Source organism: Faecalicatena contorta (genome assembly GCF_003149105.1).
GTDB lineage: Bacteria > Bacillota > Clostridia > Lachnospirales > Lachnospiraceae > Muricomes > Muricomes contortus_C.
Genome location: NZ_QGDS01000018.1, coordinates 43,759 through 65,346, shown reverse-complemented (window position 1 = coordinate 65,346; position 21,588 = coordinate 43,759). Strand labels below are relative to the sequence as shown.

At 42.3% G+C, this 21,588-nt stretch carries 19 protein-coding genes and 1 pseudogene; 1 reads left to right on the top strand and 19 read right to left on the bottom strand.

Going from position 1 to position 21,588, the window contains the following annotated elements:
- A pseudogene (locus tag A8805_RS23180) lies at positions 1 to 168 on the top strand (IS256 family transposase); the annotation flags it as partial.
- A gap of 272 nt (positions 169 to 440) precedes the next feature.
- Here the strand turns inward: A8805_RS23180 and A8805_RS19360 are convergent.
- The 19 genes from A8805_RS19360 to fba form a co-directional block, all read right to left on the bottom strand.
- The gene (locus A8805_RS19360) at positions 441 to 1,415 is read right to left on the bottom strand and encodes an N-acetylmuramoyl-L-alanine amidase (protein WP_109714237.1); all 975 of its coding nucleotides are present in this window, start codon (positions 1,413 to 1,415) and stop codon (positions 441 to 443) included.
- Positions 1,416 to 1,457: 42 nt separating this feature from the next.
- Positions 1,458 to 1,685: a holin gene (locus tag A8805_RS19355; protein ID WP_109714235.1), complete on the bottom strand. Its 228-nt coding sequence runs from the start codon at positions 1,683 to 1,685 to the stop codon at positions 1,458 to 1,460.
- 314 nt (positions 1,686 to 1,999) lie between these two features.
- Entirely contained in the window at positions 2,000 to 2,698 is a 699-nt protein-coding gene (locus A8805_RS19345; protein ID WP_109714233.1) for a DsbA family oxidoreductase, read from the bottom strand.
- Between the two features lie 42 nt (positions 2,699 to 2,740).
- Positions 2,741 to 3,007, bottom strand: a complete 267-nt coding sequence (locus tag A8805_RS19340; protein ID WP_109714231.1) for a helix-turn-helix transcriptional regulator — start codon at positions 3,005 to 3,007, stop codon at positions 2,741 to 2,743.
- A 253-nt stretch (positions 3,008 to 3,260) separates the two neighbouring features.
- Positions 3,261 to 3,824 carry a 50S ribosomal protein L25/general stress protein Ctc gene (locus A8805_RS19335; RefSeq protein WP_109714229.1) on the bottom strand — a complete coding sequence of 188 codons (564 nt, stop codon included), beginning with the start codon at positions 3,822 to 3,824 and terminating at the stop codon, positions 3,261 to 3,263.
- Positions 3,825 to 3,929: 105 nt separating this feature from the next.
- A complete protein-coding gene (locus A8805_RS19330; RefSeq protein ID WP_109714227.1) occupies positions 3,930 to 4,697 on the bottom strand; it encodes a hypothetical protein in 768 nt (255 codons plus the stop codon).
- Between the two features lie 508 nt (positions 4,698 to 5,205).
- Positions 5,206 to 5,613: a hypothetical protein gene (locus A8805_RS19325; RefSeq protein WP_109714225.1), complete on the bottom strand. Its 408-nt coding sequence runs from the start codon at positions 5,611 to 5,613 to the stop codon at positions 5,206 to 5,208.
- An 18-nt stretch (positions 5,614 to 5,631) separates the two neighbouring features.
- Entirely contained in the window at positions 5,632 to 6,540 is a 909-nt protein-coding gene (locus tag A8805_RS19320) for a DUF4340 domain-containing protein (RefSeq protein WP_109714223.1), read from the bottom strand.
- A 14-nt stretch (positions 6,541 to 6,554) separates the two neighbouring features.
- Positions 6,555 to 7,949, bottom strand: a complete 1,395-nt coding sequence (locus tag A8805_RS19315; RefSeq protein WP_109714221.1) for a GldG family protein — start codon at positions 7,947 to 7,949, stop codon at positions 6,555 to 6,557.
- 12 nt (positions 7,950 to 7,961) lie between these two features.
- Positions 7,962 to 8,828: an ABC-2 transporter permease gene (locus A8805_RS19310; RefSeq protein WP_109714219.1), complete on the bottom strand. Its 867-nt coding sequence runs from the start codon at positions 8,826 to 8,828 to the stop codon at positions 7,962 to 7,964.
- Complete coding sequence (locus A8805_RS19305) at positions 8,812 to 9,804, bottom strand: ABC transporter ATP-binding protein (protein ID WP_109714217.1); 993 nt, start codon at positions 9,802 to 9,804, stop codon at positions 8,812 to 8,814. The genes A8805_RS19310 and A8805_RS19305 overlap by 17 nt, the downstream gene beginning before the upstream one ends.
- Before the next feature lie 174 nt (positions 9,805 to 9,978).
- Positions 9,979 to 11,034 carry an SGNH/GDSL hydrolase family protein gene (locus A8805_RS19300; RefSeq protein ID WP_242992492.1) on the bottom strand — a complete coding sequence of 352 codons (1,056 nt, stop codon included), beginning with the start codon at positions 11,032 to 11,034 and terminating at the stop codon, positions 9,979 to 9,981.
- A gap of 21 nt (positions 11,035 to 11,055) precedes the next feature.
- Positions 11,056 to 13,692, bottom strand: a complete 2,637-nt coding sequence (locus A8805_RS19295) for an AAA family ATPase (RefSeq protein WP_109714215.1) — start codon at positions 13,690 to 13,692, stop codon at positions 11,056 to 11,058.
- Positions 13,689 to 14,849, bottom strand: coding sequence for an exonuclease SbcCD subunit D (locus A8805_RS19290; RefSeq protein WP_109714213.1), 1,161 nt, complete (start codon positions 14,847 to 14,849; stop codon positions 13,689 to 13,691). The genes A8805_RS19295 and A8805_RS19290 overlap by 4 nt, the downstream gene beginning before the upstream one ends.
- 13 nt (positions 14,850 to 14,862) lie before the next feature.
- The gene (locus tag A8805_RS19285) at positions 14,863 to 16,566 is read right to left on the bottom strand and encodes an ABC-ATPase domain-containing protein (RefSeq protein ID WP_109714211.1); all 1,704 of its coding nucleotides are present in this window, start codon (positions 16,564 to 16,566) and stop codon (positions 14,863 to 14,865) included.
- Positions 16,567 to 16,714: 148 nt separating this feature from the next.
- The gene (locus A8805_RS19280) at positions 16,715 to 17,605 is read right to left on the bottom strand and encodes a DUF2935 domain-containing protein (RefSeq protein WP_109714209.1); all 891 of its coding nucleotides are present in this window, start codon (positions 17,603 to 17,605) and stop codon (positions 16,715 to 16,717) included.
- A gap of 125 nt (positions 17,606 to 17,730) precedes the next feature.
- Positions 17,731 to 18,237 carry an HD domain-containing protein gene (locus A8805_RS19275; RefSeq protein WP_109714207.1) on the bottom strand — a complete coding sequence of 169 codons (507 nt, stop codon included), beginning with the start codon at positions 18,235 to 18,237 and terminating at the stop codon, positions 17,731 to 17,733.
- 70 nt (positions 18,238 to 18,307) lie between these two features.
- Positions 18,308 to 20,422: a glutamine synthetase III gene (locus tag A8805_RS19270; protein ID WP_109714205.1), complete on the bottom strand. Its 2,115-nt coding sequence runs from the start codon at positions 20,420 to 20,422 to the stop codon at positions 18,308 to 18,310.
- 248 nt (positions 20,423 to 20,670) lie between these two features.
- On the bottom strand, positions 20,671 to 21,537 hold the full coding sequence (fba, locus tag A8805_RS19265) for a class II fructose-1,6-bisphosphate aldolase (RefSeq protein WP_109714203.1): 867 nt from the start codon (positions 21,535 to 21,537) through the stop codon (positions 20,671 to 20,673).
- Positions 21,538 to 21,588 lie beyond the last annotated feature (51 nt).

Genomic DNA, 21,588 nt, shown 5'->3' with positions numbered 1-21,588 from the left:
GGAGCATTTCCGAACGAGAACGCATTGCTAAAACTGCTGTATCTGCGAATAACAGAGCTATATAAGAAATGGGAAGGAGGTCATGTACATAGCTGGGCACTGGTGAGAAACCAGTTGGATGTAGATCCGAAAATCCAGCCAAGAATTCGAAAATATGAAAGAGTCTAAGAATCTAACAACCACCATCATATACGGATGGTCTGATTGTGGTACCCTAAAATGGGCCGCCCCCGTTGACGGGGAGAAAGCAAGGCTGAACTCATGAAAATACCGGTGCATGAACACCGGTATTATAAAAAATCAAAATTTACACATTTTACTTGACAAACCCGATAAAATATAATGGACTGTTTTAGAAATAGTATAGTTACGCCTAAAGTAAAATACAGCAAGCCTAACGGAGGCTTTGATTGTTATTTCAAAGCCTCCGTTTTCCTTTTCTACGCAACCCATATTTTGATAGCCTGTGTTTCTTTTCCGAGTCCGAAGCTGCCTGCATCACCACTGGGAACAACTTTACCCCAGCCATCTTTGTGGAAATGCATCTGGGTATACACTTTCTTCCCCTCGGGCAAGCCTTCTGCCTCCAGCATGATTGCTTCTAATCTTTTACTCTGTCCTGTAGTTCCAATAACAGTGTCATGGGTGATATAACCATAATCCACTGTACCTATTCCCTGAATATGAGCCCTGGCTCTTATTTTTAATTCTGGATACTTCCTTGTATCTATCATCAGTGCTTCCAGCCTGAGACCATGGCCGATAGTTCCTGCCACCTGCCCATCGTGTACTGGGGCAAGCCACCCTAAACTCTGTACATGTGCACGATACCATAATCCAAAGTCATTTACAGAATTATCAGGAACCTGTTCTGCAGGCTTTATACTTGGTGTACTCTTCCCGGTGATCCCGCTTACAATCAGTTCAGCGGTTCCCTTCACACCTGCCTTCCGATACATGTCAACATCATACTGATTATCGCAGAACAATGTTTCTACAATCATTGCCGGCATAATGGAAGCGTTCAAATCGTGGTATGCTGTGTTGTATTTTACTCCTCTGTTCTGAAAGCCCTTTGCTGCAAAGTTCTGGCAGATACGGCCTGCGATACCGTTCATGGTGCTGTTGGCATTATTATACATCCACACTTCTGTACCATTCCCAATTCCACCGGACGCATTCATGTGAATTGTGACATAGATATCACAATTGTTAGAGTTTGCTTTGTTGGTTCCTTCCGACAATTCCCCACTGATTGTATCCGCATCTGAGTTACAGTCGATTATAGTATGCCCTGCTGCCTGCAGCAGAGGAACCATTTCATTGTATATTTTTCTTACTTCTATCTGCTCGTCTAAAATTCCCATTGCTCCTTTACATCTTGGGGAGTGTCCTCCCCTGAGTCCAATTTTCATATAAACCTCCTATCTGTTGCAGTACTGCAACGAAAAGGGTGATTACCCGCCCTTTGAATAATCTACAATTTCAATTTCCGGCAGTCCGGCAAGAGATGTAAGCAAAGACATTACTCCCGCCAGTATGGATGCAGATAGTACATACTTCCAATCTACCTGCCCCATAACCGTAGCAGTTCCAATTCCGGCAATTGCCGCCTGTGCAATCGTCTTAACTGCACGTATTCCTGCCCTTTTGCTCCAATTAACCCAATAATCCTTTCCTTTCATAGCCTTGATCCCCTCTTCCTATAATCAGTCACCTTCTGGTACAGCACCGTCCGGATAAATCATCCCACTATTATCATACGCTTCGACAAGTTGTTTGTTTCTTATTATACAAGAAAGAATCTTGCTTGCAAGATTCTCCGCCTGTGGCGGGTTGCGATAGCAACATCTTCTTTGCCGCCACAGTGCGATCCCCTGTCGGGTTTTTATATAATAGGAAACACAGTTTCCTATTATATAAAAAAAGCACCTCAGTTACGAGGTGCGATTTATCAAATACAAATTTGTGCATAAAAATGAGTTGCCCTGGAGGAATATCAGTCACAATGGAACTTGCCGTCTTCCAATTTACAAGCCCCCCCTTCAAGAATTTCTTTCTCCTCTGATACACTTGCTGCCTTATTTACAGCATTAATAATTTCATTCAAAGGGAGGGTACCGCTTAATTTATGTGTTTTATTAATAATCAGACATGGTACGCTTTCAATTCCATAGCCTTCTGCCAGTAAGAGGTCTTCTTCCACGGCCTCCAGACTTTTAGAATCGCGGTAATATTCTTTCCATTTTTCAAAATCTATGTTTATTTCCCTGATACATTGAAAGATTACACTTTCCTCTTCAATATTCTGACTTTCCACGAAAAGAGCTTTTTGAAGTACATCAAAAGCATTCCAGTAAGCCTCTTCTCCTGCTATAAGGTAAGCTGCTTTGCAGGCAACAAGAACATTCATGGAAGATGGAAAAGGAAATGTTGATTTTCTCATTCCTTCAATTTGAAAACGGTGTAAATCATCGTTTTGATTTGCATGGTCCCAGTGAGTTAGGATTTCTGTTTTAGCTGCTTCTCTGGACCCAAACATGTCAACAAAGTCCTGCTCAGATTTGGCCAAGGCAAAAGAGCGGTGTTTTATGTGCACATCAGGCATCAGATTTTGAAGTTGTCTCATTCTGTATGACATTGGAAAACAAAAACTGCATATTACATCATGGAAAAATTCTATTTCTATTCTACTCATACTAATGCCTCCTTTTAAAATGGAAAATATCAGACTCCCTGCTTACTTTTCTCCAAAACCTCGTACAGACGTCCCAGTATTAATCTGTTTTTCCCGGCATCTTGGTTTTCTCCCGGCAATTTCATCAAGGGATACGTCAAAGATATCTGCCAGAACCAATAGTTCATAAATGTCCGGTATCCTTTTCCCAACTTCATAATTTGAAAGAGTCTGCCGCTTCATATACATTTTTTGCGCCAACTGCTCTTGTGTCATGTTCAGTTCGCCCCTAAGTGACTTTATGTTGTGCCCAATAATATTTTGTGTCATACTCTTCCTCTTCTCTTTATATAATTATCTGACAGAAAGAATTCTTCATATCCCTTACTGCCCATATGAGTATTATATGTTTTCTAATAATTTAAGTCAATTGAGCAAATACACGAAATGTACTTGCCAATATTATATAAAATCAACAAAGTTTGAGCTTTTTAACTTTTTTGCGTAAGTTTTTTCCTGAATGGTTGTTTATTTAATTTAAATAAATAAAAAAGGCAGATTATTTCGTCTGCCTTTTTTGCTATTAATGTTGGGGCTGGGGTTGCTTTCTTGAGTCTCCTGTTACATTTAATACTGGGCGGTCACCATCTATAGTAACCTCAACATCTGATTTGTTCCAGATAGAAAGATCTGACACCTTCAGATTGGAACCTGCTCTTAATTTTGCCATATCTACCTCTACTGTTTCCACTAGATTGGAAGGCAAGGCCTTGTAGGGAATTTCCGTAATAAACTGCTGAACCATGGTTGGTATTTTATTTTTATTTTTTAAAATAACCTGGGCAAAGCTTGATACAGCTTTATTTTCACCTAACTGCTGAAATTCTATGTCATCAATTTGATGAGTCATTTGATTCTGGCTTATATGTTCTATGATTACATTATACTTTTTACCTTCACACTCAATTTCTAAGTTCCCGCCTCTGCCCTTTGCTTTCAAAAGTTTTCTTGCTTCACTTTCAGGTATTTGAATCAGCAATGATTCTTTCAAATCTCCTCCAAAGATGCTGGATGGTATAATTCCTTCTCTTTTTAATTTTTTTGCTTTTACATTTTTACTTCTTCTTTCTACCTTTAAACTATACATTGGCTATTCCTCCATCTTCTTTTCTATTCTATGAGCAACATGTTTTGGCTTGGACTCCTGCACGCATCACCTCCTTAGCAAAGAGGGGATTTTATGTCAGGGCTTTTACATATGGTTCATTTCAAGAAAGTAATTATAAAATTCACATATTTCCTTTTTCTTTTCTGCATGGAAAGCAAGTCTCATCATATCTTCCAATATCTTCTTAATTGTTTTGTTTGAAATATATTTTATTTCACAATTTCCCCAATTGCTTAATCCAGTTTCTCCTGAAAAATAATCCCAAAATCGTATATCCTCGTCCTCCGCCTCCCATATGATTCTATGCTTCTCATGGGCACAAATAATACCATTCTGACATTCCAGCCCTATAAAATCCTCTGAGGCCATAAATATTCCTGCTATCGTACGGTCAGCTTCTTTCTGGCCTTCCGCCTTTACTGTCAGAAGACAGGCTGAATTCATATTCAGGACTTTCGGAATTCTAGGTTTTCCTTTATTAGCACCAGATAAATAAGTTCCGGTGGAAACAGACCAGTTTTCCAATACATCATTTAAATTATTCACGCGCATTCCGAACACTGCATGGGAATTCTCCTTTATCTTTAACTTCCTTGCATAATCCCGTCTCAGCTCTTCCCGACTTTTTTCTTCCTGTTCCAAAGCTTTTAAGCGGTTAGATTCCTCTATCCTGACCTGGATATATGCCTTTGTATTTTGGTCTGGAACTTCAAAAAACTTCTCAAAAGATTCAGGGTATGCAAATGTTTTTATTCCATATTTGAAGTCCACCCGTACTTTATTTGTCTGCACCTCTCTGATTGTTCCTAAACCAAATTTTTTATGAGTAACCTTTTTTCCAATAAGATTCATATTTTTCTCCTTTGACTTAATAGTAACAAAGAGTCTGCCTTCGCCGGACCCTCACGCTGAAGCGCGGCTGCTTTGGCGGCCATCTGCCTTATGCGCGCAGTGCACATCTCCCGGATGGGTTTTTATACAATAGGAAACGCTGCTTCCTATTGTATAAAAAAAGAAGGGCTTTCCATAACATGCGCGCAGCATGATACCAAAAGCCCTTCTTTTACAAGACGGTTCTTTTCTCTTCAATTAACTATAGTCTATCATGTAATCCCTGGACTGTCAAGCCCGGGGCTTGACACAACTCTATCTGTCCTTAGCTTGTTACAGTTCACACCCTACGGGTGCGCAGTAACGACATCCAGTCCATTTAAGCCACCTACGGCGAGGGGTGCTGTGCGCCAGTGACGCACGTTTAGCACGGACCGAAGCAGTGCGGAGACCTGGATGTCCTGAAGCCGATATTTTAATGGCTCCGATGCCGTACAGCGGAGTGCACAGCACGGTCTGAACAGTAAGCTTAGCTTTTCTTAACAAATGTGTTGCTGCACTTGGGGCATCGGATTTCTATTTTTCCTTTTCCTCTCGGAATGCGGATTTTCTGACTGCACACCGGGCATTTATAAATATGATGAGTTCTTCTCTGTCCCCATATCCCCTTCTGACTTTGAAAAAAGCTGCGTATCTTATATGTTCTCGTCAGAAATGTCTGATTTTCAGCATACCTCTTTGTAATGTTTTTTGAAATCATTCTAAAATAGCAGTAGATAATCAAAAGCCATCCTGCCAGATAACAGATTGTGCCTAAAACCGTTCCTCCAAAAATGGAGGAGAAAAACACCACCACCAAACCTGCAATAAGCAGGAACTTAGAAAATGTATCTATTCCATATCTTCCCTGCATAAACCGCATTAATTTTTCTCTCATGATTTATCGTCCTCATTTCTAGCCTTTGTTCAGAATGTTATTACAGATTTCCTCTGATATCAAGTATACAATTCTGGAATCATTCATCATCACATAACGGTTTCCATTCCCGTCTGTATTGCCTATATACAGAGTCAGAACTGCATCTTTTCCATCTTCTGTATAAGTTGCCTCCACCGTTATTCTGCTGGTTTCATCAAGTCCAAATCCCGGAAGATCTTTGTCTTCAACTGAATAATCAGCCGCATCACTTAATACAACAGCCCCCAGTCCTCCTGCAACCGCTGCAATATTTTCGGCATCCTCATCATTTTCTGAGTCATATGTAATAGTACTTCCATTTTGAGTAATAATTTCCTTTTTCAGATTGCCGCTCCCAATGCTTGGGTACGTATCCAACTGAGCCATATCTTTCAGCTCATACTGCAAATCAGATATGGAAGTACCATCCACTGTATAGACCTTTCCAGTATCACCGACAGTCAGGTAATATCCATCTCCGGCCGCATTTCCATAATACAGCGTGGTTTCTTTCCCGTCCTTATCTGTCAATGCTACCGTATATACCGGTTCCTTCAGGCCATAATCCTCCAGGGAGTCCCCGCCTTCCAGTTCTCTTAACGCTTTTAATCTGCTGAAGTCTTTTACCATCTGCTGAGGATAACTCTGTGCCAGCGGAAAATCCTTATCCTGTACATTATACCACGTATCATCTTCTTTCTCAAAGGTAAATTCTCCATTGCCTACATTGTATTTAATCTTTAAGATTTCATCTATGTCCGTGACATAAACCGTTTCTGCATTTGCTTTCTCTTCCTGCTTTTTCTCCTGCTTTTTGTTCCATGACTGAAGTCCAAAATAAGCAGCCAGAAGAATCAGAAAAATGCAGAACAGCGCTATCAGTGACTTTTTTCTTTTCTGCTCCATATTCCCCTCCCCGGTTAAGCTTTTCTCCGTCTCATCCAGACTGTAAAACCAGCGCCTAGAATAAGAAGAGGAACCCCAAATACAACCAGAAGGCTGAACATACCTGCATGTTGTACTGTGTTATATTGTGCAGCAAGGCTTTTTGGCTCAATAGAAATATTTTGTACGCCGTCAAAGTTACTGCTCACAAGGTTCATAAACACCGTATTATTCTCAAGTTGAGGAAATGTATCCGTAATCTGTGAATCAATCAGGCTGGCCGCCGTGATGACTGTCAGCCGGCTCTCAGCACTATCCGTCTGTTCTGTTGCTATTGCCCCTAAAGTATACGTACCCTGTGTCTGATTCTCATCTGTCACAGCATAAGCTTTTTCAGAAGTTGTCATAAAGGAGGTTGCAGTAATAGTATCCCTTGCCGCATCCACCATGTTCAGACCTTTTGCATTGGTAAGAAGCACCATTTGGGAGGAAATTCCTTTTGCCATATCACCGGACAGTGAAAGATTGGGGAATATATAATAATAGTTTCCCTGATAGCACCGCTCAGGATCTGCAACATATCCATCCGCTTCTTCCATTCCATATTCCTTCAAAACAGAAGCTAGATTCGGTAAATCTGATGTGTTGGTTTCTCCCAATATCAGCAGCACCTTTCCGCCTTCCAAAAGGTAGTTCTTTACAGCCTCTGTTTCATCCTCCGATAAATCTGTAGCGGGAGCATACATCAGGAGTAAATCGCAATCATCGGGTATAGATGCGTCCATCACTAGATTTAACTCTTTCGTACTGTAATTATTCTTATCCATCAACTCCGAAATGGAACTGGATAAAGTTGCCTCTCCATGTCCGGTTGTCCGGTAAATTGCCTGATTCACATCACTGGTCACATAGTTTACAGCGCTGGTCAGCTGTCCCTCACCGTCAAACTCAGACTCGGATGCAGTTCCCGTATAGTAGTAAGAGGAGGTGTCTATTACAATGATATCATCAAAGGATACTGTGGTGCTTTTTCCCGAATCCTCACAGGACACGACAATCATATTCTGTTCTGCATTATACTGCGTCAGGGCGGATGGGTGAAGTACCGGATCAATCCACTCCACTGAGATATTTTTAGATAAAGCCACATACTTACTTAAAAATGTTTTTATTCTGTCATCCGTACTCTGTTTTTCCGCAAGTACCGTAAACGTAATCTTAGAGTCCAGATTTTTCAAAAGCTCACGGCTTGTATCTGTTATTTCATATATTCTTGTGCTGCTGACATCAATGTTTCTGTACTTTTCAGGTATCTGACCAAAAATCAGGTTTATCACCGCTACGATAGCGACCACCATGATGGTTAATCCTACACTGAAGGTCCCGTTCCTGGTCCCCGCTGTTTTAAATAAATTTTTAATTTTCTGCAACTTCCAGCCCCCCTAACTCCACCGTCTTCTCTGTATCGTCTGTACCGTAAGGAAAATGAATACCGCGATAATAGACAAATACAGGATAATTCCGCTGATATCTACAATACTGTTGGACGTAATATTCATAAAAACATTTGCAAGTGCAAGCTTTCCCAGAATCTTCGTCAGTATATTTTCAAACAAGCCGGACTTCATAACATATGTAATAACACAGGCAGCAAAACCAATCAGCTCAATTCCGCCGCTTATTAACCAGTTGCCGGTCATCTGCTGTATATAAGCAACTGCGATTGTCAAAAGGATTATAATTCCTATAACCCCGCTGGAAGCTGAACTTGGCAGAAATGACAAAATCCCATCCCAAAGATAAAGGACCAGCAGAACACCAAACGAAGTGATAAAAGCAATAATCTGGCTTTCCGTCAAGGAAGATAAAAACATCCCAATGGCAATGTACACACAGCCTAAAAGGAAAAACACACCAATGGATATGTAGTCTACCTTCAAATAGGATATTCCCTGCAGCTTGATAATCAGCGGAAACAGACAAAAGATAATATTAGGAGCTGCCAGAACGGAAACCATAGCCAGATATTTCCCCAGCACTACTTTGGGAAGGCCTACCGGTGCAGTTAAAAGTAACTGGTCCGTTTTATTTTTCCTTTCTTCTGAAAAACTTCTCATGGTAAGCAGCGGTATTCCTACTATAAATACAAGCAGCGAACCTGACAGGGTATACGAAAAATACGGATATCCGGCATTCAGGTTATATGCCATAAAATAAATTCCCGTAAAAGCCACTAAAAATGCAACAAATACACAACCAATCATGGACTGGAAGTAAGACTTGAGTTCTCTCTTATAAATCGCCAGCATCTGTCTCATCCCCCTCCCTTTTTGAAAGCAGCAATTTAGATTCTCCGTCTCCCTGAGTCAGTTCGAGGAAAATTTCTTCCAGGCTTACACTGTTTGTATTCAGCAGAAGAAGGGGACACTTCTGGCCGGCAAATGCAAAAAATACCTTTTCCCTGATATCTGCGTTTTCCTTTATTTCCAGTGTGGCAAATGTAGTCCCATCTTCTCTCTCTTCCATCTTCACAGATGAAATCTCTTGGATCGGCTCCAGTATCTCTTTGATCCGGGATGGTTCGGCCTTTGCCTGGATTTCTATGAATTTAGCATCGTCCATTAAATGTTCCAGATTGTCCGGTGTATCGCTTGCAACAAGCCTGCCTTTTGCAATAATCATAATGTAATCGCAAACTTCTTTTACCTCTGCTAAAATATGAGAACTCAAAATAACAGTGTGGTCTTTTGCCAGTTTACGAATCAATTCTCTGATTTCGATAATCTGTTTCGGGTCCAGCCCTACTGTGGGCTCATCCAAAATAATAATATCCGGAAATCCCAGTATGGCCTGTGCCAGACCGGCCCTCTGACGGTAACCCTTAGACAGGTTACGGATTAGTCTGCCACGGACATCCGTTAGCTTTACAAGCTCTAGAACATCCTCTACTGATGATTTTCTCTGCTCCTTAGGGATTTCTTTTAATTCTGCCGCAAAATCCAGATACTCCAAAACCGTCATTTCCATGTAAAGCGGCGGTAGTTCGGGAAGATATCCAATGTGCTTTTTTGCCTCCCTGGGTTCCTTCAGTATATCATGCCCGTTAATCAGCACTTCTCCTCTTGTAGCTCCCAGGTATCCCGTCATGATGTTCATTGTGGTCGATTTCCCTGCGCCGTTTGGCCCCAAAAAGCCATAGATTTTCCCTTTTTCAATCTTGAAACTCAGGTTATCTATGGCTAGATGGTTACCATATTTTTTCACTAAATTCTTTACTTCTATCAAGTCCTTACCTCCCTGATTATATAAATTTGAGTCGGGCAGCCAAAAAGAGCCGTCCCTGTAAGGTTAGCAGAATATTGTGAAATATTTGTGTTAGAAATGTGGAATTTTTTAGTAACAGTTCAGCCATGCAAAACGGAAGCGGGCTTGTGGCTGAACTGTAAGTTTACGATAAAATCATTTTCGGTTTTTTATGATACCCGCCACAGCCAATATGAATATTATGAACGCTGCGGCAGCCAGAATCGTATTGAACTGTAAGGTTTCTTCATCCTTGACATCCTTGATGTCATTTTGGTTGTTTTGGCTGCTTTGTTCCTGCTCTGAAGGTGGTTCTGGCGATTCTTCTGAAGCCTCATCCTCCCCTTTTGAGGCTGCTCCATCTACAGACTGAGCAGTATCCTTCCCAGATTGGTAAGTTTTGATTTCAGGATAAATCATTTCCGCTATTAGCTGCTGGCCTTCCTGACTGGGATGAAGGCCGTCATCCTGAACATATTCCACTATACCGGAGTGAAAAAGGTCTATTACCTGATAGTCGAATTCTTCAGCACGTTTCTCTATAATGCCGTTCATATTTTGGATAATACCTTCTACCACCTTGTTCATCGTTCCGGGAAGCTCCATGTTATATACCGGATTATAGATATTCGTTACTATGATTTGAGCTCCGTCTTTCTTTTGCTGTGTAATGGTTTCCATTGCCTCTGCCCATTGAGTTTCAAATGTACCATAATCCCAGTTGCTCAGAGCATCTACAACTTTCAGGACAAGAAGGGGGTTTTTCTTTACCTCCGCCTGGAGCTGTTCCATAGCCTGCCCAACACTTTTCATTTTCGTATCAGAATTTAAAATTTCCTGGGTCTCCTTCTTAAATTGATTGAGTAAATCGTTGGATCCCATAGTGATTAATATAAGGTCTGCTTTGTTCAGACTTCTTAAAACACTGTCTTTTGCCAGTGTTTTCTCATTCAGACTCCGTGTGTCCAGACCATTTTTAGCATAATTATGGTAGTCATAAGAAATCTCGTTTTCTGTTGATATCTGCTCTGTCAGAATCTGACCGTAACATTTTATTTTATTTTCCTTATCTGAAGAATACCCTTTTGAAATGCTGTCCCCCAGAACTGTACAGGATATCGTTTCCTCCCACGCCTTTGCAGGCAATGCCTGCTGCAGGCTCAGCAAAACTGCCAGTACAACAGCCGCTGTCACTTTCAGGTATTTCTTCATGCATCTCACTTCCATTTCTATTTATTCTAGTACCCACTGTGCATGGCTTCCCTGCTCTGTTTTCTTAATCGCAAGTTTCCATTCTATCTGTTCTTTTAGTTCATTTACATGGGAAATAATTCCCACCAGTCCCTTTTCCCCGGCAAGCTCCTGTAAAATCTGGATTGCCCTTTCCCTTGCGGCATCATCAAGTGAGCCAAAGCCTTCATCCACAAACATAGTTTCCAGGCTGATTGCACCAGCAGTATTTTGTACAATATCTGCCAGTCCCAGTGCCATAGATAAAGAAGCCATAAAAGATTCCCCGCCAGATAAGGTTTTTACATCCCTCACTGAATTGTTCACAAGGTGATATACATCCAGATCCAGCCCGGCCTGACCCTGACTGCTCAAATCCTTTATCTCACGGCATTGCAAAATAAATTCATTAGAGGTCATTTTACTAAGTCTCCTGTTTGCTGCATGAATAATCTGTTTGAAATATTTTCGCTGCACGTAAGTCTCAAAATCCAGTTTTACACTGCCGCTCAAAGTTCCATTGGCTGTGCGGCTTAGATTATTTATCATTTCATATTGCATTGTCAGACTTTTCTTTGCGCCAAAATACTGTTTCAATTTCGTCTGGGCCTCGTGGTTTTTCTGATTCTGATTATGCAGAGAGAGCCACTTTTCTCTTTGTTCCTTCTGGGAAAGAAGCAGGGCTTCCAATTTTTCTTTTTCCCCTGATAACTCTGACGGCTCTTTTCCCTCGCATTGCTGAGAAAACGTTTCATACCGGGTTTTTATTTCAAGGCACCTGGAATCATATTGGATGAGACTCTTCTCACGTTCTTCACGACCCTTCATCCAGGACTTTGCCTGAGCATAACTTTCATAGGATATGAATTTCTGTACTTTTAATTCTTCCTGAAAATATTCTGCCTCTTCTTCCTGTTTCATATTCAATTCCTGAAGCTGTTTTTCCTGACTTTCTAAAAGTCCGCCCTTGTGTTTTAATGTCTCCACTAATTCCTGGAAATTTTTCTCCTTTTTCTGGTAATTTTCCTTTTTTTGTTTTAATTCGAATTCAAGCTGCTGCAGCTTTTCTTTTACCTGCTCCTCCTGGATGTCTCCAACCGCTTCTACCAAAAGTCTCTTTTCAGATTCCAGGGCACTTTTACATTCCTGGAACTTTTCCTGGACATGAAAACGCTCCTGCTCCTTCTGCTCTCTTTTCTCCTTTGCCTGCTGCACCTCTTCCTGGCTTGGAGCACCCGCAAGCACTTCCGCTTTCCGGGGATGTTTGGTAGAACCACATACAGGGCACGGCTGTCCGTCATACAGCTCCTTCGCCAAAATTCCCGCCTGTTCCCCCAAAAAGCGCTGGTACTTTTCCTCGTAGGCTGCAGAAGCTGTACTACATTCCTCCAAAACCAATTCCATCTTTTTTACCTGTTCCTTGTATGAACCTTCTAACCGGCGTATCCGTCCATATTTGGGCAGAATATCTTGCAGGCGGATAATCTGCTGCTGCAGTACAGGTTCTCTTTCCAAAAGCTCTTCCCTCTGCCGTTTTAATTCCGCCTCTTCTGTCACTGCCTTTTTCTCCTGCTTGGCAAGCCACCCTTTCGTTTCCAATATTAATTGCTCCAGACGCAGCCTCTCCGCTCTGGTCCTCTTATACTGTTCTTCTTTTATAAAAACCTTTTCTGCTCTTGCACCTTCTTCAAGCTGCTGCCGAAGCTCTTCCATCTTTGGCTTCTGTGCTTTTAATTCTGCCAGCAAGTCCCCGGCCTGCTTCTTCAGCATAAAAAGGCGATTCACTTCTTCCCGGCTTCTAATAATGGAATTCAACTCTTCCACCATCTTCTGATACACTTCTGCCTGCTGCTGTGCACCTCTCTCCATTTCCTTACCCTGTCCGCATATTTCTTCCAGCGTACTTAATACATCCTGAGCCGGAGGCATTTTCAAAGCCAACAGGCTATCCCAAACCGTTTTTTCTTCACTGTCCGGGAAAGGCTCCACGCGCTCCATCTCGCGCAGACAATCCTTCGTATTATCCTCCAGACGGATATAGAGCTGCCTGGATTGTTCCTTAAGCTCCTCCTGAACCTTCCAATACAGTCTTGTCTGAAATATCCTGGAAAATATCAGCTTCCGCTCTTTTGATTCTGCATGAAGCAGCTTTAGGAAATCTCCCTGTGCAATCATTGCAATCTGCGTAAACTGGTTCACATCCAAGCCTATAATCTCTTCTATTTTATGATCGACATCTTTTTTCTTTCCCTGATACTCCCTGCCGTCCGGCAAAAACAAGCTTACCTTCGCCGTCTCTTTTACATACCTGGGAGAGCCATCAGCCATCTTTCGCTTTCCTATCCGCATATATTCGGGGTTTCTTCGGACTGTATACTCCTTATCCCGATAAGAAAAGGTATACTCCACATAAGTATCTGTATCCTCTGAAGCATACTGGCTGCGCATCATATTTCCGTCCCGCCTGCCCCCGCTTGTCTTATCATACAGGGCATAGGTCACGGCATCAAAAATGGTCGTTTTCCCCGCACCTGTATCCCCGGTAATGAGAAAAAGACCATGTTGTACTTTTGTAAAATCAATCTCCTCAACTCCCGCATAGGAGCCAAAGGCAGACATTGTCAGCTTTACCGGCCTCATACCTGTTCTCCTTTCGCCCTGTCCAATACCTGTTCTAAAATATCCCGTTCCTCCGCAGACATTGCCCGGCCCTGAATCTCCTTATAAAAATCATCAAATACACTCAAAGGGTCCTTAATCTCCACCTCGCCGCCAAATTCCTCCAGCCGTTTTCTTGTCCTCATATTATCCATACGAATTTCCAGAATATGAGAGTATACCTTTTCTAACTGTTCCTTCGGCTTGTATGGGTCTGTCTCATCCGTCAATGTAATGCTGATATAATCCTCCCTGTTATCCGGGCTGGCGTTTTCAAGAATTTCAGCCAAATTCCCCCTTACCCTGCGCACATCTCTTAATGGATGCAGAGGCAGCAATTTCATATGGAAACCTTCGCCTTTTCCCTTCAAGTCTATCATATAAAGGTTTTTCTTGTGTTCCGCCTCACTCACAGAATATTTTAAAAGTGTACCGCAATAACGAATAGAGGTTTCTCCCACCTGCTGCGCTCTGTGCAGATGCCCCAGAGCCGCATAATCAAAATCCAGCAGGGGCTGAATATCCACATTATCAATTCCTCCCACAGAAAACATCTCCGAGTCACAGGTGTCAGGAGCATATCCATTTCCAGTATAGAACTGATGGGACACCAAAACATTTCGCCGCTTCCTGTCTATTTTCTCCCTGGCTAAAATCTGCGCCACCGCCTCACTATAACTTTCCGGCCTGCCTTCTTCAAATAAATTCCGCACATACCCTGGCTTTAAAAATGGAAGCAAATAAAAATCTACTTCTCCCTGGTCATCTAACAGAGTTACTTTTTTCAGATATTCCTCTTTCTTCCCAGGCACTTCCCCCGCAATGTAAATATTCTGTCTCCCCAGAATCCGGCTGGCATAATCCAGTCTCTGTGCAGAATCATGGTTTCCGCTAATAATCAGCACTGCAACAGAAGGTTCTATCTTTGCCAGCCTGGTGAGAAAATCATCAAACAGGGTAACAGCCTCTCCAGAGGGAACCGGTTTGTCATAAATATCTCCCGCAATCACAACTGCATCGGGGTGCATCTGCTCTACATAACCAATCACTTCATTCAGTATATGCCGCTGATCTTCCAACAAACTATAATGATGCAGCTGCCTGCCTATATGCAAATCTGACAAATGAAAAAAACGCATAAACTTCCCCTTTCTACAACTTCAATCCACGATAACGGTTCAGGCACGCATGGATTTCCTGTTTTCTCGGCATTGCAAGGCAAGCTATGTTTGAACGGCTTTCACATAACCCTGCTAATCCATCTTTCTCTATTTTCTGCTCCAGCTCCTCTACAACCTTCTGCAAATTCTTCCTTCCATCCAAAAGATACTTTTCTGCATATCTCACACAGTTCCCAAGAGCCGATACCTGTTCACTGTCTACAACCTGTTCTACATAGCGCAAATCAATCGTCTCCCTGTTCATCTGAACTGCATCTTTTCCCATCGTCTTCATTTTAATCCGGTCATTCCCGCGAAAAGAATTATTTGCCCCCGGACATCTGGAAAATAAAGGACTGTCTGCCTTCACTTCCGGAAGTTCAAGCATCGGGAAGGCTTCCGCTTCTTTTTTTGCAATGGATGTGATATCTTTGGGCACATACTTGTCCATCTGAATAATACAATCTGCAATATGGAAATATGCCCCTGAACTTCCTGCCACAATTACAGTAGAAATACCATACTCTTCATACAATTCCTGTATCCGCTCAATGAACGGCGTAATCGGCTCCATATCTCTGTGGATTACCCGCTGCATCAGTTCATCCCGGATCATAAAGTTAGTCGCGCTGGTATCTTCATCTATCAGCAGAAGTTTCGCACCCGCTTCCATACCTTCAATCACATTTGCAGCCTGGGACGTACTTCCGCTGGCATCCTCTGTATAAAATCCTTTAGTATCTTTTCCATTGGGAAGGTCATTAATAAACATGGAAATGTCTGTTCTCTTAATACTCCTGCCATCCTCCGCACGGATTTTCATGGCGGTGTCATCTGTAATCACATATTCCCTGCCATCACCTGAAATATGATTGTAAACACCCAGTTCCAATGCTTTCAAAAGCGTGGACTTGCCATGATAACCTCCGCCCACAATCAATGTGATACCCCGGCGGATTCCCATTCCGGTTATCTTCCCTTTGTGGGGCAGCTCCAGAGTTACCTTCAGGTCCTCCGGTGAAGTAAATGTAACAGCCCCTCTCATAGGACTTGAGGAAATCCCAGATTCCCTTGGTAAAACTGCGGCGTCAGCCACAAAAGCTGCCAATCCCATTTTGGGAAGCTGCTCCCGGATATACTGCTGATCATCTGCAAGAAATACCGTCTGCTGAATTCGTTTCTTATCGCTATTCTTATAATAAAGAGAGTTTTCCACACTTTCCGGCAGAAAATCAAATAATATCTTCATCAATTCTCTTGCATTGATGGTTCTCCCATTCGCAGGGAACCCTGCTTCAAGCCGGAGAATCACGTTGCCGCTCCCCGTCTCTATTGTACATGCTGTACGCTCCAATACTTCCTGCCCGCAGCGGCTCACTGCAATCAGTCCGCTCTTGCCGGAGCCTTTTGCCTGAAATGCATGCCGCTCCACAGCACGTCCAAACTGCCTCGTCAGGTAATCTTCAAGAGCAATCCTGCGGTGCTTCGTTTCAAATAACTCTCTGGGAAAGCCGGCAGCCTTACCCTCAATATGGATACTCAGCTTTGAGGGAGACGCAAAAGGGTCTCCCTGTACATGGTCAATCGAGAGCTGATATCCGGGAAACCGGTAAACTCCCTTTGTATCTTTATATGCAGGATAACTCTTGCGGTCAATCCTATTCAATAGATTCTTTAAATCATCAGATGTCTGCATCGTTGTATATTCCTCTTTTCTTTCTGTCGTGGAATTCTTTGCTCCAAGAGAATAAAATGGTATGCTTATTTTACCACACCATCTTCTCTTTTACTATGAAAAAGAATCTCGATAGCGTAATGATTTCGGAGCTGATAAGTTAGCTTTATTATTCTTCCAATATCCGCAGATAATGATTTGCCTCTCGTAATACATGATCGCCAAGCAGCGGAAGAATAATTGAGGATATCCCGCAATCCATAATTCCCTTCGTTCCTGTCGCTTTAAAATCACGGTATTTGACTGTCAGTTTCTTACTCTTCAATGTCATTTCTTTCATCATACAGTCATTTTTCTCTCGCGCCTGTTTCAACAGCTCCTTATACTCTTCTGCAAACTCATCCGCAGTCTTAATCAGTTCACCTTCCGTCGGGTCCAGCAGACCTCGGATGAACAGTGCATGCTCCATCATAATTCTGTTCCAAAACAATTCGCTTTCTTTCATATTACGGCTGCAAATCGTACCGGTTCTCTCTAGCTCCATTAAAAATGAACGATATAATTTTGCTTCCCTCAAAATGTGTTCAATTAAAAGAGGATAATTGGCGGTAAACATCCTGCAGTGTTTTACCTCTTGTAATAAGTCCTCTTTAAATTGTATCAATCCATTTAGTATGCCTAGTGTCTTATGGTTCAATCTATGGATTTTCATCTTTATTTCATCCGTATCAGCTGCATCCCCACACCGCATCTGCTGTTCCATACGTGTAATTCCACTGTTGATCGATATTCCTGTCAGCTGCTGTGTTTTTTTCTCCGCAGACATTGTAAACGAAGTCACAATTTCTCCGGATTTCAAAACAGACTTACTGACCCGGCCTTCTCCCAGCCTTACACATTCTTCCAGCACTTCTTCAAACCGCTCTTTATAGAGCTCTGCCATTCTGATAGCCGATGCATCTCTCTCCTGAAATCCTGCCTTCAAAAAGATTGCATGTTCTTTCATAATTCTCATAAAAAACAAATGTAAATCGATAGATAAGCCTATATAATTTTTCATCTTAACACAAACTCACCGCTTTATTCCTTATAATATATGCATAAAGCCGCAGGTTTGACCCTGCGGCTTCATTATAAAAATATAGCATGAGAAATTTTAATATCAGATGTATTTCAAAATCAACTTTACTCTGCTTTATCCCCGGACAGCCTAAAAGTTGATTCCAACAGGTGTATCCCTGTTTCTGTCTTAAATACCCGTTTCTTCATTTTAATAATTGACTCTTCTGACATTGCAGATTCATCTGCATTTACAAGGAAATCTGCTTCCAGCAGTATCTGATAGTCCAATCCGTCTACTCCTGTGTATGTATGATGGTGAGATACTAAATAACAAATTCTTTCTGCCATCTCTTTCTCACACTCTAATTCCTGCAAAAATGGCATTACCAAAGCAGCACTTTCTATCTCCTGGTGTTTTCCATCTGCATCACCATACTTTTCACGGCAGAGAGGGCACGCAATATCATGTATTACCGCTGCCACTTCAAGGGTTTCCTGGGTTTTCACATCTAACTTTTCCAGCTCTCCAATTATCTTGGCATAGGTATATACCTTCAAAAAATGATTAATATCCCGCAAATTGCCGTTTAGAAATTCTATCATTTTTTCTGCTGCTGCGCTGCTTTTCATAACACCCTCCTTGCCTTTTCACAAATCAAATTTTAATTTCCAGTGAACTTAGGGCATTCCTCCTATGTATCTATACTTCAAAAATCAGATCTCCATAGGATGGCATAGGCCATACATCTTTATCAACAATCATCTCCAGCCTGTCAACCGGTGCACGAAGTGCTTCCATAGCTGGAAAGACCTCATCATGGTAGAAGTTTGCCTGAACAGCACCCTCTTCTTTTTCTGCAGCTTCGTCCGTCACTTTAATCAGCGCTTCCAAAGCAGTCTTTGTCTCTACCAGCAGCCCGGAAACCTCGCTTAGAAGTCCTGACTGTACAGAAACATCTGCTCCTGCCTCTTTCACTGAAAGGACTGTGTCAGCCAGTGTTTTTGTATACTTCATAATTGCAGGAATAATCTGTTTGCTTGCCATATCAATCATAGTCCGGGCTTCAATATTGATTGCCTTTGCATATGCCTCATATTGAATCTCTGCCCGTGATTCCAGCTCTACCTTTGTAAATACACAAAACTTCTCAAACAGCTCTACTGCTTTATCTGTTGTCATTGCAGGGATTGCCTCTACCATAGATTTAATGTTTGGAAGCCCCCGTCTTTCCGCCTCTGCAACCCATGCCTCTGAATATCCGTCACCGTTAAATACGATTCTCTGATTTTCTATTGCATATTCCTTAATCAGATCATGGACTGCTTTATCAAAGTCATCTGTTTCTTCCAGCACATCACATGCCTCTGCAAACGCTTCGGCTACAATGGTATTTAAAACAACATTGGGTGCCGCGATGGAATCTCTTGAGCCAACCATACGGAATTCAAATTTATTTCCTGTAAACGCAAAGGGTGAAGTTCTGTTCCTATCTGTCGCATCCTTGGCAAGATCGGGCAATGTCTTAACTCCTGTTTCCAGCTTGCCGCCCTTGAGACTGTGGGTTGCTTCCCCTGTACTGATAAGCTGTTCCATTACATCTCCAAGCTGTTCTCCCAGGAAAACAGAGATGATAGCCGGAGGAGCCTCATTTGCTCCCAGCCTGTGGTCATTTCCTGGATCCGCAGCAGATTCACGTAATAAATCCGCATGTTTATTGACTGCCTTTAAAATACAGGTCAAAACCAGCAAAAACTGCATATTTTCATGAGGTGTCTTTCCAGGTTCCAGCATGTTGATTCCATCATCTGTAACCAGAGACCAGTTATTGTGCTTACCAGAACCATTCACGCCCGCAAACGGCTTTTCATGAAGCAGGCATTTCATTCCATGACGGCAGGCAATCCTCTTCATCGTCTGCATAATGAGCTGGTTGTGGTCTACAGCAATATTCGCCGGTGCATAAATAGGAGCAAGCTCATGCTGTGCCGGAGCCACTTCATTATGCTGAGTCTTCGCAGAAACGCCGACCTTCCACAGTTCCTCATTCAAATCCTTCATAAAAGCGGCAACTCTCTGGCGGATAGTACCAAAATAATGGTCATCCATCTCCTGTCCCTTCGGAGGCATTGCTCCAAATAATGTGCGCCCTGCATATATCAAATCTTTTCTCTGCAAAAACTTGTTTGCGTCTACGAGGAAATATTCCTGCTCTGGTCCCACAGAAGGTGTTACTTTTCTTGATGTAGTATTTCCAAACAGACGGAGCAGTCTCATAGATTGAATGCAAATTGCCTCCATAGATCTCAGAAGAGGCGTTTTCTGATCCAGTGCTTCTCCTTTATAGGAACAAAATGCTGTGGGGATACAAAGTGTTGCGCCTGCTGCATCCTGCCTTATAAATGCAGGTGAAGTACAATCCCATGCCGTATATCCTCTTGCTTCAAATGTTGCGCGGAGGCCCCCCGACGGAAATGAAGACGCATCCGGTTCCCCTTTTATCAATTCTTTTCCTGAAAAACTCATCAGTACTTTACCGCTTGGAAGCGGAGCCGAAATGAAAGAGTCATGCTTTTCAGCGGTCACTCCTGTCAGAGGCTGAAACCAGTGAGTATAATGTGTTGCTCCTTTTTCAATGGCCCACTCCTTCATCTCATGTGCAATTACATCAGCAGTCTCAAGGTCCAGTTCATTTCCTTCCTCAATCGTTTTCTTCAGGTTTTTGTAGACCTTTTTCGGTAAACGTTCCTGCATAGCAGTATCATTAAACACATTTTCCCCAAAAATATCTGCAACTTTGACTAGTTCTGCACTCATAATTCTTTCCTTTCTCTTCGCTTTCCATATTTGTAGAACCGGGTGTCATGCGAATCCCCGTTTCAAACAGAGTCGTTTTACAGGCAGTGTCAAAACCAAAATTCTATACTTATTGAACTACTAATGTTCAATATAGTATTCCCATAAAACAAAAAGGCACTCCAAGCTATCTTGGAACGCCTTCGTTCATATCTACGTACGTCAGTATACCTCAATCGTCCAAAAAAGGCAAGCAAAATTTTAAATTTTTATTCAGCTTTTCCGATTGATCCGAATAGCTCCATCTTTTCCTTTACAGTTGCAATGATTGCATCTGAGCCTGGTTTCAACAGTTTACGCGGGTCAAAGCCTTTTCCTTCTAAGTCTTTTCCGGCCTCCACATATTTGCGTGTTGCAGCTGCGAAAGATAACTGGCATTCGGTATTTACATTAATTTTAGCAACGCCCAAGTCAATTGCCTTTTTAATCATATCTTCAGGAATACCTGTACCACCGTGAAGTACCAAAGGCATATCTCCTGTCAGTTTCTGGATTGCATCAAGAGTCTCAAAACTTAATCCTTCCCAGTTTTCCGGATATTTTCCGTGGATATTACCAATTCCTGCTGCAAGAAAATCAATCCCCAAGTCTGCGATCATCTTACATTCCTGAGGGTCAGCGCACTCACCTTTTCCGATAACGCCGTCTTCCTCGCCGCCGATAGAACCAACTTCTGCTTCCAAAGACATTCCATGCTCTTTTACAACTCCAACAAGCTCTTTTGTCTTAGCAATGTTCTCTTCAATCGGGTAGTGGGAACCGTCAAACATAATAGAAGAGAAACCTGCTTCTACACACTTCATACATCCTTCATAGCTGCCGTGGTCCAAATGAAGGGCTACCGGAACCGTAATATTCATCTCCTCCAGCATACCATTCACCATGCCTACAACTGTTTTGTACCCTGCCATATATTTTCCGGCACCTTCGGATACACCCAAAATTACTGGAGAGTTACATTCCTGCGCTGCTGCTAAAACAGCCTTTGTCCATTCCAGATTGTTGATGTTAAACTGTCCTACCGCGTAGTGTCCTGCCTTTGCCTTTTGAAGCATTTCTGTTGCTGATACTAACATATTACCATCCTCCACTTTTCTGACTTATCGGATACGATCCGTTAAGCATGT

Bases quoted from the DNA above. Each gene is read 5' to 3' on its own strand.
- A8805_RS19360 (WP_109714237.1), bottom strand. From the start codon at position 1,415: ATGAAAATTGGACTCAGGGGAGGACACTCCCCAAGATGTAAAGGAGCA.
- A8805_RS19355 (WP_109714235.1), bottom strand. From the start codon at position 1,685: ATGAAAGGAAAGGATTATTGGGTTAATTGGAGCAAAAGGGCAGGAATA.
- A8805_RS19345 (WP_109714233.1), bottom strand. From the start codon at position 2,698: ATGAGTAGAATAGAAATAGAATTTTTCCATGATGTAATATGCAGTTTT.
- A8805_RS19340 (WP_109714231.1), bottom strand. From the start codon at position 3,007: ATGACACAAAATATTATTGGGCACAACATAAAGTCACTTAGGGGCGAA.
- A8805_RS19335 (WP_109714229.1), bottom strand. From the start codon at position 3,824: ATGTATAGTTTAAAGGTAGAAAGAAGAAGTAAAAATGTAAAAGCAAAA.
- A8805_RS19330 (WP_109714227.1), bottom strand. From the start codon at position 4,697: ATGAATCTTATTGGAAAAAAGGTTACTCATAAAAAATTTGGTTTAGGA.
- A8805_RS19325 (WP_109714225.1), bottom strand. From the start codon at position 5,613: ATGAGAGAAAAATTAATGCGGTTTATGCAGGGAAGATATGGAATAGAT.
- A8805_RS19320 (WP_109714223.1), bottom strand. From the start codon at position 6,540: ATGGAGCAGAAAAGAAAAAAGTCACTGATAGCGCTGTTCTGCATTTTT.
- A8805_RS19310 (WP_109714219.1), bottom strand. From the start codon at position 8,828: ATGCTGGCGATTTATAAGAGAGAACTCAAGTCTTACTTCCAGTCCATG.
- A8805_RS19300 (WP_242992492.1), bottom strand. From the start codon at position 11,034: ATGAAGAAATACCTGAAAGTGACAGCGGCTGTTGTACTGGCAGTTTTG.
- A8805_RS19295 (WP_109714215.1), bottom strand. From the start codon at position 13,692: ATGAGGCCGGTAAAGCTGACAATGTCTGCCTTTGGCTCCTATGCGGGA.
- A8805_RS19290 (WP_109714213.1), bottom strand. From the start codon at position 14,849: ATGCGTTTTTTTCATTTGTCAGATTTGCATATAGGCAGGCAGCTGCAT.
- A8805_RS19285 (WP_109714211.1), bottom strand. From the start codon at position 16,566: ATGCAGACATCTGATGATTTAAAGAATCTATTGAATAGGATTGACCGC.
- A8805_RS19280 (WP_109714209.1), bottom strand. From the start codon at position 17,605: ATGAAAAATTATATAGGCTTATCTATCGATTTACATTTGTTTTTTATG.
- A8805_RS19275 (WP_109714207.1), bottom strand. From the start codon at position 18,237: ATGAAAAGCAGCGCAGCAGCAGAAAAAATGATAGAATTTCTAAACGGC.
- A8805_RS19270 (WP_109714205.1), bottom strand. From the start codon at position 20,422: ATGAGTGCAGAACTAGTCAAAGTTGCAGATATTTTTGGGGAAAATGTG.
- fba (WP_109714203.1), bottom strand. From the start codon at position 21,537: ATGTTAGTATCAGCAACAGAAATGCTTCAAAAGGCAAAGGCAGGACAC.